9 protein-coding genes are annotated in these 11536 nt (G+C 61.4%); 1 reads left to right on the forward strand and 8 read right to left on the reverse strand.

Annotated features, from left to right (window positions below; genetic code table 11):
• The 6 genes from AC07Z7_RS09570 to AC07Z7_RS09595 form a co-directional block, all read right to left on the reverse strand.
• On the reverse strand, positions 1-273 hold the full coding sequence (locus tag AC07Z7_RS09570; RefSeq protein WP_066784848.1) for a hypothetical protein: 273 nt from the start codon (positions 271-273) through the stop codon (positions 1-3).
• Complete coding sequence (locus tag AC07Z7_RS09575) at positions 209-772, reverse strand: DUF4113 domain-containing protein (protein ID WP_082759047.1); 564 nt, start codon at positions 770-772, stop codon at positions 209-211. Before AC07Z7_RS09575 ends, AC07Z7_RS09570 begins: the two co-directional genes overlap by 65 nt.
• Positions 747-1100: a 50S ribosome-binding protein YggL gene (locus tag AC07Z7_RS09580; RefSeq protein WP_066784845.1), complete on the reverse strand. Its 354-nt coding sequence runs from the start codon at positions 1098-1100 to the stop codon at positions 747-749. Before AC07Z7_RS09580 ends, AC07Z7_RS09575 begins: the two co-directional genes overlap by 26 nt.
• A 110-nt stretch (positions 1101-1210) precedes the next feature.
• The gene (locus AC07Z7_RS09585) at positions 1211-1600 is read right to left on the reverse strand and encodes a hypothetical protein (RefSeq protein ID WP_066784842.1); all 390 of its coding nucleotides are present in this window, start codon (positions 1598-1600) and stop codon (positions 1211-1213) included.
• A gap of 881 nt (positions 1601-2481) precedes the next feature.
• Complete coding sequence (locus AC07Z7_RS09590) at positions 2482-4089, reverse strand: hypothetical protein (RefSeq protein ID WP_260668947.1); 1608 nt, start codon at positions 4087-4089, stop codon at positions 2482-2484.
• A gap of 284 nt (positions 4090-4373) precedes the next feature.
• Complete coding sequence (locus AC07Z7_RS09595) at positions 4374-5879, reverse strand: hypothetical protein (protein WP_260668948.1); 1506 nt, start codon at positions 5877-5879, stop codon at positions 4374-4376.
• Between the two features lie 274 nt (positions 5880-6153).
• On the opposite strand from AC07Z7_RS09595, the gene AC07Z7_RS09600 reads away from it, so the two are divergent.
• A complete protein-coding gene (locus AC07Z7_RS09600; protein ID WP_066784837.1) occupies positions 6154-8988 on the forward strand; it encodes an SEC-C metal-binding domain-containing protein in 2835 nt (944 codons plus the stop codon).
• A 387-nt stretch (positions 8989-9375) separates the two neighbouring features.
• On the opposite strand, the gene AC07Z7_RS09605 is transcribed toward AC07Z7_RS09600, so the two are convergent.
• Together AC07Z7_RS09605 and AC07Z7_RS09610 are read right to left on the reverse strand one after the other, a co-directional pair.
• Complete coding sequence (locus AC07Z7_RS09605) at positions 9376-11058, reverse strand: AMP-binding protein (protein ID WP_067511704.1); 1683 nt, start codon at positions 11056-11058, stop codon at positions 9376-9378.
• A 35-nt stretch (positions 11059-11093) separates the two neighbouring features.
• Entirely contained in the window at positions 11094-11534 is a 441-nt protein-coding gene (locus AC07Z7_RS09610; RefSeq protein WP_007854945.1) for a nuclear transport factor 2 family protein, read from the reverse strand.
• Between the last annotated feature and the right edge of the window lie 2 nt (positions 11535-11536).

The following is an 11536-nucleotide window of genomic DNA, read 5'->3' on the forward strand; positions in this document are numbered from 1 at the left end:
TCAGGGATTCTTGGTACCGAAGGCTTTCACGGCATCAAGCAAGCCCTTTGCGAGCGTGCGGATGCCGCTCAAGTTGTAGCTGCCACCGATCTGTTCATAGGCATAGCGGGCTTGAATGAAGTAGTTCGAGCACTCGGCAAGTAGCGGTGCCAGCTGTTCTCCTGACGCCTCCAGAAACTCAGACTCAATAGCAGCCTGAGTAGGCAGTTCAAGAGACGCAAACACAGCTGCGCCGACAAAGCGCGCCTGATTGCCGGGTTGAGGCATGAGCATAAATTGGCGGACCTGTTGCAGGTACCTCCCCCACCTCCAACATGTCCTCCCAGCGCGTGGTGTAGGCCGGTGACCTGCGCTCCTGTCGCATAGTCCAACTGGCAGTCTGTCCCTGGGCCTGCACTCCGGCGCTGGCGAGCTTCACCGTTCCACGTCCATAGCGCTGGTTGAGTTCATCGAGCACCCCCATCAGCCGCTCCCGAGAGCCTGCGTGGCTCTCCAGCGGTTCTAGCTCAAGCTCTCCTTGTTTGAGGCGTGCGCTGTGCAAGTCCAGCAGCATGACGCCGGCCTTGATGAATGCATAGCCCGGTCGGTAGATTCGGCGCAGGCCAGTCATGGCGGCACTGGCACCCATTTCAGTGCCCCCGGTGCTCCCAGTTCCACCACCCGCTTGGTTTTCCAAGGGCCGCGCCGGTGAATGGGGCCGACCGTTCATGAGTGTCCCCTTGAGTTCGTGATCGAAGAGCGGGCGCTCAAGGCGCCTCGTCGTACCAGGCATCTCGCAGAGGGCCGACCTTGATCTCGGCGAGATCCGGCCATCGCTCGAGCCAGCTCTCGAAGGCGGCGCGATCAGCGTCCGTGACGCTCCCGCGACGCGCGGCCACGAAGCCGCAATTGACCCCTCCGCCTAGACTCAGCGCTCTGGGCGCGACGAGGTCCTCGAGCAACTGATCGATGAACCGATCCTGCACATCAATCGACGGTGCCACGCGCCAAGTCAACTCGTAGTCGAATCCCAGCACTTGGAACTCGCCGATGTGCAGCTTCTTGCGAAGGCGCCGGGAGCGAGATCGTTTAGGTGGTGGCAGCACAAGTAGGTCAGTCATGGGTATTTCATGTGGGGGGGTATGCCGTACGTTGTGGCGGGATGTCGCACGACAGGTATAGCCCGGGCTCAATCAACCGAAAAGAAATCGGACACTTCTCCTTGGCGATTTCAGAAGCCATCGGGTTGGTCGGATTGCAAGGCGCCATCACCAACCGCCCACTGCAGCTCATCCACCACCCTGCGCATGATCCACACACACTGCGCATCGGTGCACCATCGCTTGGCCAGCAAGCCTTTCAGCGCAGCCTTGACCGTCGTCTCTTGATTGCCTTCGTAGGTCGCCAGCTTCCTCTGGCAGTACGGGACCATCTGCGACACCAGGTCGTCACACATCTGGAAGACCGTCAGAACTTCGCCCGGCGACATGCCCGGTGCATAGAACCTGCCACCTTCCTCGACCAGGTTCATCTTGGGCTGGGCGCCAGAAACAGCTGCCACGGTTGCTGTCACAGGGAAGTCGTCTGGCACCCCTGGATAGTTGGTTCGGTTCATCGTCATATCGGCTCCATATTGACTGATCCCAATGCCCACGTCGAGCTGCTGCAGGGCATGCTCCCTTCAGGGGACTGTTGGCCCTTTGGGGCGGCGCCAGCCGATTGGTTTGTGCCCCCTGGCCAACGGAGCAAAGCCGTTGCGCCGCACTCGCCCAGAGAACAGCCGCCCCTTCCACACTGGCCCCGGCTTCTTGCTGATGACGAACCCTTTTGACTTGCCTCGGGCGGCGACACTCTTGATGATGGAGAAGTACACCCGGGTTCCGACCTTCCAGTCCATCTCCTTCGGCAAAGCGAATCGGTAGTGGCGATCTATGACGGTCGTTCCAGTGGGTTCACTGCGGCGTTTTACGGCTCTTTGATTCAGAGGCATATCTGTCCTTTGGTGGTTTTCCAGTCTGGTTCGTCAGTGCAGAAACCAGATGCACTTGACCACTGAGCCCACGGCAAGGTGACCACGCGTTTCACCTCTACCTGACCGACCAGACCAGCACACGATACCAGTCGTGGTTGCCAAAGCGTCGCAATGACACCTTCACTCTGCCAAACTTCAGGTCTACTGCGAGGCCACTTTGCATAGACGAAGTGCGCTACGCCTCGAAACTGAGTTCGAGGCAGGCGCATGCTTCTCTCCGGTTTTACCCGAGTCGATTTAAGGTCTTAATCAGGCTGGGAGCTGTCGGTTACGAATCGTCGACCTCATCGCGATACAAGCGAGGGTTGGAGGCCCATCAGCGGGCATTCACCGGGGTCAGCGATCGACCCATTGCTGACACTCTTTGGCAGAAGTCATCACCGCAGAGCGGTCGTTGAACAGCGGGTACGTGTTTGCTTCTTGCCCTGTGCTCGGAACTATTCTGATTGCAAGCGCGAAGCGCCATATGCTTACTCGAGTTCAACCTGAGGTCCGTAGCTAACTGCGTCAATGAGTTTCATCGCCTTTCGGGCCGCAGACTGGGCGGGCACTAGGTCATCATCGCGATGAATCCTAACTAACATCTCTCGGTCCTCGGGATCAGACGCCGACTCAGCCAGAAGACGCGTCCAATATCGCTTTGCCTCTTGATTGGGTAAGCCCATGACCGTTTCAAACGCTTGTCCCGCAACCAATTCGCCTTCGGAAACTCGGCGAAGGACGGCCTCGGCTTCAGGTCCAGCGTCTCGTGCCGTTCCACGATTACGCTCAATGGCTGGAGCAATAGCCTGCCGACGGGTACTAGCTTCGGCGTAGGCCGAACGCACAGTAGCCACGATCGGATTATTTAACGCAAGCACTTGCCCACGACGCAGCGCGTCAATCGCCTCAAGCGTAGGAGCCTGCTGCTGCCGAAGATGCCCCCCGCCACCGATAGCGAACGCTCGGCCCAACTGGGCGACAAGCTGCCCCAGGTCATCCACCATTGAGACCAGGAACCAGAATGGACGATTGATCCTAGGTGACGATAGCGCCGTCACGATGAACGGCCACGCCTCATGCGCCGTCAGTCGCTCGCGATTTAACTCTTGAATGAGTTGGTTGGGTCCAAAGACCCACAAGTCGAGCAGGAAGCTCTCGGGCGGCACGTCTAGATGTCCATCGTTCAGACGTCCATTCGCCGTGCCGACGTAAGCGTCGAATTGTCCGAGCACATCACCAAACGCCCGACGTAGGTGGTGGGGCGCTATTGGAAGCGCGTTCGCATCATTGGGCCGCACGGCGACCGGCAAACCCTGGCCACCAGCATTTAGCCGATGGAATCGGACTGGCGCTGCACGTTCCAGCGTCTGAAGTAAGAGGTTGATGTCATCGTTCGTTGGCGCCACAGCAGATCGGTCGAATGCGTCCAACCACTCGGGAGCTGTCGCCGGAACCTCAGGAAGTACAAGAAACAGGGACCGCAGGGCGGCGCTCCGCTCCCCCAGCGTTTCAGCTTCGATGAAGCGCCGAGCCAAGTCATCGACAATGACCTCTGTATCAAGTGTGCTTTCTGGCGAGCGAGGACGTTGTTCAAGATACGGTCGGACGCGGCTCGAACGCGCTAACAGGTCGTAAAAGACAAGCACCTTCTGCGCCTGCACCATGGCGACGGCACGCGATGGACCTTGACCTGCGTGAAGGCCCGCCGCACGTTCGCCAATAATGAGCGTGAATCCTTCTGTGGCTCTGTGGAGTTCCTGGCGGTGAGCAGCAGCGTCTAGAAGACCATAGGTCAGGAACGAAGCCCGCGGCGGAGGGGCTACCAACAGAGATCGAACGTCTTGAAGCACTTCACGCGCAGACTTGAATTGAGTCCGACTCGCCATCAACGCATCTTCGCCCAGCACCTGCACCAATATGGCGGACAGCGCTTGTTCAACCGCAACACCGATAAGCCCCGCCGACGCAGCGAATTGTGCAGCCCCAACGCGAAGCTCTTGACGTGCAGGCAATCCCAATCCGACAAATGCCAGATGCAATGCTTCCTGGCTGGCTTCAATGAGTCGGACACTGCTGGTTCGGAGATATTGCGGCATCAGAGAACTCGTATTTCTATGTTGAGTGATAGCCTAACTGAAGCAGTCACTCGCGAACTTCCCCTTGTGGTCGGGTGCGGGTGCCGCGTCGGCCACCTGCATCGACCAAAAGCGGGCGTTCAGGAGGGCACCTCCTGAGCGGCAGGTGTAGGACAAGCAATTCGGAAAGTCGTCGGGCTCGACCGGCCACAAACAGTCGTTCAGTATCGCGACGCAATACAGACACTCGGGCGACCGGAATAACCCCAGCTACTCGCCAGCCGGCTGCCGGACAGCTATCGGTCTCACGTCCCGACCGCAATATCCCTGAACCGCGAGATTTCGCCGAAGGCCAAAACGTAGGGGTTCTGCGTTGCAACGGGATAGCGGCTCACAACGAAGTGCTTGATTGCGGTAAGGCCCAACTCCCGCAAGAGCGTTTGCTCGCGCGCGCGCTCCTTCGCGAGGGCCTTCCTGTAGGCCAGGTCAAGAGAGCGGTTGTAGCGAACGAACCTCCGTACGTCGGTCTCGATCCGATTCAAGTCAACGAGGTTGTTCTTGCACTGAACGTTGTAGATCACGCCGTCGAGCGTCGCAACGACGTCGAACTCCGCGCGCTCCACTCTCTTGATCTCCGTAACGTCGAATCCTTGGGTCCGCAGAGCTGCTTTGACCGACTTCTCGAAGATGAATCCAGAGCGGATTTGATATCGACGAACGCGGTTCAGACAGACACTCTTCCAGTGGTTCGCGAATCGATTGAGCAGGGTAATCGAAGTGACTAGGTCGCCGCCGACACGCGTGAACGGCGCGTAAGTGCTGGTGTTGTCGACGTAGTCGGCGCCTTGAACGACAAGCGCCCCTATAAGGGCGTCGGGTAGCTTCTGCTCGGAACACAACTCGTCGAAGCGCTTAACTGTCAGCCGAACGAAATACTCGTCCACAACGAGAGAGAGCAAGCTGCGGATGAACGCGGCCAACTGACCAAATGACGTTTTGTGGAGGTTGAACTCCGCATACGCCGCGGCCATGAGCGCGAGATTGTTCTCCAGCTCGGCCTTGGAAAAAATCAGTCGGCGGTTTACTGAAACACGCTTCACCACGCTGAGGTCGACATCGGCCATTTCGGTGATGGCTGTTCGCTCGGGCTCCAGAAACAACGCGTCCAGTCCGTTGAAGCTGTGACTTGCCAAGATTCCCACCGCGTCGACATCTAAGGCGAAGTCCGGGTACACCAGGGCCAGCATCAGGTTGTGATGCATTGACGTTGTCCCCAGGCCGGCGGTCTCAATGAGGTAGAGGAACTGGTTGAGGCCGTCCAGTTCGTGCAGCCGCTGAGTTCCTCGGCAGACACCAGGAATCGTGTGAAGGAAAGCCAGTAGATGCCGACGGCGGGACTGTAGGTAGCCGATGGCCGTACCGACGGTTGCCAATTCCCGAGCTGCAGGCAGCTGATGCATTGCAAACGACAGGGCGATGGCTTGCAGTTGAATAAGCGTCTGCATGAGCCTCTTCGCCACCAATCGGGAGAAGCGTGACTCCAGTCCTGCTTTGATGGATGGCAGTGCCCTGAGGGCTCCGGCCATGTCCAGGAGAGCCAGTCCACCAATCTCGTCGAGGAGCGGCTCGCCACGCAGTTCTCCCGGTAGGTTGATCAGCTCTTCGATGCCACGGAAGGTCGAGAACCAGACCGCGAATGTGCTTCTTGGCTCGAAGGGCGCCAGGGACGATTCGATGCCGGCACGAGAGTGGGCCAGCGCCCGCATGGCCTCGGTCTGCGCAGCCGCTCCCGTCAATCGTTGTCCTGCCATCCGTCGGATCCCTGGGTAAGGCGCTGAATCGTTGCCCCGCGCTGTCTTGGTGTTGAAGTCGCCCAATATAGAGTAGAGCCGCCCGGGAAGTTGGCTTTCGAGCGCATCGGTCCGGCGTTGGTTGAGGTACGGCTGGGCGGCGAGCCCCAAAATGACATGTACGCTCGCTCTGCCGTTAGCCGTGGGCAGGATAGGTGTTGCATCCCAGATGGGGTGATCAGCTACTGCTGGCAAATGCCCCCCGCGAGGACCGAAACCAAGACTTCTTTCCCATATGCCCCACACCCCGACGCTCGATCCAGCCCAGGAGATCCGCATTGCGGCGGTACACCGGGGCTTCCTCTATCAGCATCTCTATGCTGCCGCGTGCCTTCTGACTTCAGAACAGACCGGCGCTACGTCCGTGGTTGTCGAGCGGGACGAAGATATCGAGCTCGTCACACCAGCGGGGCGCTGCTACATCCAGGTCAAGACGCGTAGCCAGCCGATCATGCCGGCCGACATCAACTCGACGATGGAACGATTCGATAGCCTGCGGCAAGAGCACCAGCAGGGCCGTCGGCAGGGGCGCGCAACGTGCGTGGTGGTGGTCAACCGAGCCTTAGGGCCGACATTGGCTGAACAGGTCGAGACAGGAAAGCTGGCGGGCGACGTAGAGATCCTGTGGCCAGGCCGCGTGTGTTCTGGTGACCTCGGGCAACTTCCACCGGCTTGGGCGAATATCGATGAGGCAGTCGCATGGTGCGTCGACCGAGCCACCGCAGTCCCACTTGCGATGCTGGCGCCCGACTCCCTCGTTTGGAAACTGGCCGGCCGCGTCCAGGCTGCGGCCGCCGGGGAAGCGCCCCATGCGGATCACACCTTCTTGGTCGCGGATTTCCCGTCACTGCTGGACCAGATCCTGATCCAACTGCAGGACTTCCCGGCACCGCCCGAGCAGTACCGCCCGCAGGAGAACGAACCTCAAATCGACTCGAGCTCCCGAGTCCGGATCGTTTCCGGCTTCTCGGGCGCCGGGAAGACTGCGTGGGCTTCACAGGCGGCCGCCTTGAGCAGGCACATCTGCGCGTACTTCGATTGCGCCGAGACGCCGGGGGAGGCCCTCGCCCTCTCGCTGGTGCGTGAGCTGGCCGCCAAGTTGGCCGGCGCCGGACCAGATGCGGTGCGCAAGATCTTGCTGCCGGGCGCCACTGGCGTCGAGTCACTTCGCCAGTTGGACATCTATCTCGAGCGCTTGAGGCTCTCGCCGACCGTTGTATTGGACAACGTGCATTGTGTTTCGGCTGATAGCCTCAAGCGCATGATCGATGCCACGTCGGCGCTGAAGTTCGTGCTCCTGGCGCAGCCGCTTGGGACGTTGCCCGAGATCGAAGCCCTTCTGGGATTGACGCGAGAGCCGCTGAAGGGGTGGGGTGTTGACGATGTTGCGGCGGCGGTTGTCGGTTGGGGGTGTCGAGGGGATGCGGTCACCATGGGGCGCCTGAAGATACTGACGGCTGGCATGCCTCTGTTCGTCAGGAGTGCCGTCACGATTGCTCGCGAAGAGTACTCAGGGCGCATCGACCAGATGTGCGACGCCGTCGAAGCGTTAACGAACCTGACCCAGACCGCACAAGAGGTCATCTTGGCGAAGGTGTTCTACGCATTTCACCCCGCCGCACAACAGACGATTGCGGTGCTGAGCCTGTCCGATATTGGCCTGCTACCAGCCGAGATCAACAAGCTGCTGGACGCGGCCCTTGAGATGAACGAGCAAGCGGTTGCTGGAGTGATCCGGTCACTGCGACCCGCTGGGGTGGTGGAGATCTATGGCAACAAGGAGATCCGACTGCATGACGCCATCCGTGTTGTCGGGAGCCAGCACCTGTCGGGCATGCCCGCAGAGGTCGCATCACGGGCTCGTGTTGCCCTCAAGGATCTGATGGTCATGGCGTTCAATCGTGATCGCAACACGGCGCGCTTCTCGCTCTACACGCGGCTGCTGCTGGCCACTGGGGACGTCAAGACGCTGGTGGACCTTATCGGCGAAGAGATGTTCCACGAAATGGGCGTGGCAGTAGAGGTCTGGCACGGTCTGGAGACGCTGGTCGCCAAAAACGAATCAGATCCGGAGCAGCGGTACTGGGCTCTCGATGGTCTGGTCTTCTCGGACATGAAGCTCGGGCACATGGATCGTCTGGCGCCTAGGTTGGAGGCGATGGAGCAATTAATCGATAGCGGCGCGCTCGGTGAGGAGGAAGTTCTGTCCTTCCTGATGAAGCGCATGCTCCATTTCTCGAATCAAGGTGACGAGGAGGGGGTTTGGCGCGCGATTCGCGAGCTGGACAGCCGATTGCCGGACAAGCCTGTCCACCGACGGGTTTTCCTCTACAACGCGGCAGCGGCGCTCTTTCGCCTTGAGCGCTACGAAAGCGCGATGGGCGTGGTCGATCAGGTGATCGACGAGACGTTCGCGGTTCTCGGCATTCGGCTCGAGCAGGTTGTCGGCGCGAAGCAAGCCGCGCTCTGGGCGCTCATCAACAAGCCGGGACTTGATCACGCGGACATCAAGCGACTCGCGGATGCGCTCGAACTCAAAGCCATGGTGGCCGGCAAGTTGCACGTGCTCGCGCCATTCGCGCGAATCCATGCCATGAAGTTCTACGGTATCGCCGGCGCCATCGACTCGCTGATACGTGTCGGGCAAGACCTCGCTGACGAGTTCGTCGCACGACATGATTTCGTCGGCGCGCGGGAGATTCTTGAGCAACACGTGATGCCAGTGGTCGTGGACAACCAACTGCTGAATCGACACTTGGATGTCCGTGCGCAGTACGCCGTCGTTCTGGCTTACTGCGGCTTGCACGCAGAGGCTGAGAGCGAGATGGAGCGGCTGCAGGTGTACGCGGCCGGCCTAACGCCCCAGGCCCGGATGACCCTCGCGAGCCAACGCCAACTGATCGCGCGGATCAAAGCCAATCCGCTGCAGCAGTGGCGCCCCGGAGTGCGTCCTCTGGCCATCAGACAAGACACGCCGATTTCCGCTGGAGTAAAGATCGGGCGCAATTCGCCCTGTCCCTGTGGTTCAGGCAAGAAGTTCAAGAAGTGCGGCTGTGGTCTGGCCGGATAACTGTGGCGCGCGCACGAGTGCCATCGTCAATCGCCTGACTACAACACTCCCGGTGGCGGATCACCGCTGGTTTCGCCTTCTTCAGTCCGGCCAATATCGACAGCAGGCCGTTCATGACACGGCCTCTACCGACACATACTGACAGACTGACAGTGTGCGCGCCGGGAGAACCGCCGAACAAAGTTGCACCCCACGATGGACCGCTTCCCGCGGGCGCGGAACGCCTGCTATGGGTCGATCGCTGGCGCTATCGAATGACCGCTGTGCGGCTTCCAACGCCGGCCATGTTGCAGTGCGACCTTTCAGGGTTGACCGGCAGCTCCCGCTGCATTGCCGCCGTACCTGTAAATCGAGTCTGCAAGAGCCGCAGCGCGCATCAGACCACGATCACATTGCTTCGCGCAGCGAAGCCCTGAGGATTTTGCCCACCGGCGACTTGGGCAGTTGATCGCGGAAGACGATCTGTCGCGGCACCTTGTAGGCCGTGAGCTGGGTGCGGCAGTGGCGCTCCACGTCCTCGACCGTGAGCGTGGGGTTGCGCGGCACGACGAAGGCGCGTACGGCCTCGCCGGTGGCGGCATCCTGCACACCGATGACGGCGGCCTCGGCGATGCCGGGGTGGGCGGCCAGCACGTCCTCCACCTCGTTGGGGTAGACGTTGAAGCCCGAGACCAAAATCATGTCCTTCTTGCGGTCCACGATACGGATGTAGCCACCCTCTTCCAGCTGCGCGATATCGCCCGTGTGCAGCCAGCCGTCCTTGATCGCACTGGCGCTGTCGGCCTGCGCATGCAGGTAGCCGGCCACGACCTGCGGGCCCCGCACCAGCAGCTCGCCGCGCTCGCCCTGGGGCAGGTCGCGCCCCTGATCATCCACCACGCGCACGCGGCAACCAGGCATGGGCACACCCACGGTGCCCAGGCGCGGCGTGGCCGAGGGCGGGTTGCACGAGACGATGCAGGACGTCTCTGTCATGCCATAGCCTTCGATGATGGGGCAGACCAGCGCCTGCCAGGCCTGCGCGGTCGATGTACGCAAGGCCGTGCCACCCGAAAACGCGTAGCGCAGCTTCGGTGGGCTGGCCTGGAACCAGGGCTCGGCCATCAGGCCAGCGAACAGCGTGTCCACCCCGGCGGTCCACTGCACGTCGAACTGCTCGAAGGTCTTTTGCAGGTTGGACATGGGGCGCGGGTTGGGCACCAGCAGGTTGCGCGCCCCCACCTGGAAGAACACCAGGAAGTTCACCATGAAAGCGAACACGTGGTACATGGGCAGCCCGGTGAGCATGGTCTCGCCGCGCTGGGGGCCGTCGTAGGCATCCAGAAAATCGCGCGTGATGCGCAGGGTGGCCAGGATGTTGCCGTGCGTGATCACCGCGCCCTTGCTGCGCCCGGTGGTTCCGCCCGTGTACTGATACACCGCCACGGGGTGGCTGCGGTGGTCGACAGGTGCCAGCGCCTTGCCCTGCGCCAGCGCATCGACCATGCGCGGCAGCGGCACCGCGGCGGGGTCGGCAGGCCCCGCCATCTTGGCGCGGATGGCTGAGGCCACGGGTTCCTCAAAAAAGTCCCACAGGCTGGCCGTCAACACCGGCAATCCCAACTCTTCTGCAACAGGCCGCGCCACCGGCAGGAACATGTCGCACACCAACAGCAGCCGCGCGCCGCTGTCTTCGAGCTGCAGGCGCAGCTCGCGCCCGGTGTACAGCGGGTTCACGTTGGTCACGATGACCCCGGCCTTCCACGCACCGAACACCGCGATGGGATAGTGCAGGCTGTTGGGCAACTGCAGCGCGAGCACATCGCCCACCTGCAGGCCCTGCTCGCGCACCAGCCAGACGGCGAAGGCGTCCGACAGGGCATCGATCTCGCGAAAGCTGCGCACCACGTTCGCGCCCGTGGGCAGTACGAATGTGAATGCGGGCTGGTCCCCGTGGTCCGCCGCGGCCTGCGTGGCCAGCTGCGCAGCATTGGCGGGCAGCGCCGCCAAGTCGAGCTGGTAGTTGCGCAGGGCTGGCGGGTAGGAACTCTCCCAAGGCGCGAAAGTTGGCGGTGCGGTGGTGGCGGTCATGGGCTTTGTCTCCTGTCTTTTCTTTTACGAACGCTTCAAGCCTTTGCCTTGAAGGCCGGAAGCTTGTCGCCCAGCCGCGCCCCCATCTCGGCACCCAGGGCCTGCAGGCCGCTCAAAGGGCGCACCATGACTTCGAACTCTGTTATCTGGCCTTGCTCGTTGAAGCGCACCAGGTCGATCCCCTTGAGCTGCTTGTCGCCCACGCGGGCGCTGAACTCCAGCACGATGTTCAGGCCGTCGTCGGTGGCCAGCTGGCGGTGGTAGGTGAAGTCCTCGAACACCTGGATCACCGTGGACAGGGCCAGCATCAGCGCCGGGGCCGAGGTGTAAGCCGTGTTCGCCATGGGCGAGCGGAACACCGCGTCGGGATGCACGATGGAGAGCAGGTTCGACAGGTCGCGGCTGGCCACCATGTGGTGCCAGGTGTCGAGCGAGCGGGCGACGGCGGGGTGGATGTTCTTCGGTGCTTCGGTCATGG

Source organism: Acidovorax sp. GW101-11A03 (assembly GCF_059424825.1).

Coding starts and splice junctions, on each gene's coding strand:
- AC07Z7_RS09605 (WP_067511704.1), bottom strand. CDS start 11,058: ATGACCGCCACCACCGCACCGCCAACTTTCGCGCCTTGGGAGAGTTCC.
- AC07Z7_RS09610 (WP_007854945.1), bottom strand. CDS start 11,534: ATGACCGAAGCACCGAAGAACATCCACCCCGCCGTCGCCCGCTCGCTC.
- AC07Z7_RS09570 (WP_066784848.1), bottom strand. CDS start 273: ATGCTCATGCCTCAACCCGGCAATCAGGCGCGCTTTGTCGGCGCAGCT.
- AC07Z7_RS09595 (WP_260668948.1), bottom strand. CDS start 5,879: ATGGCAGGACAACGATTGACGGGAGCGGCTGCGCAGACCGAGGCCATG.
- AC07Z7_RS09600 (WP_066784837.1), top strand. CDS start 6,154: ATGCCCCACACCCCGACGCTCGATCCAGCCCAGGAGATCCGCATTGCG.
- AC07Z7_RS09575 (WP_082759047.1), bottom strand. CDS start 772: ATGCCTGGTACGACGAGGCGCCTTGAGCGCCCGCTCTTCGATCACGAA.
- AC07Z7_RS09590 (WP_260668947.1), bottom strand. CDS start 4,089: ATGCCGCAATATCTCCGAACCAGCAGTGTCCGACTCATTGAAGCCAGC.
- AC07Z7_RS09580 (WP_066784845.1), bottom strand. CDS start 1,100: ATGACTGACCTACTTGTGCTGCCACCACCTAAACGATCTCGCTCCCGG.
- AC07Z7_RS09585 (WP_066784842.1), bottom strand. CDS start 1,600: ATGACGATGAACCGAACCAACTATCCAGGGGTGCCAGACGACTTCCCT.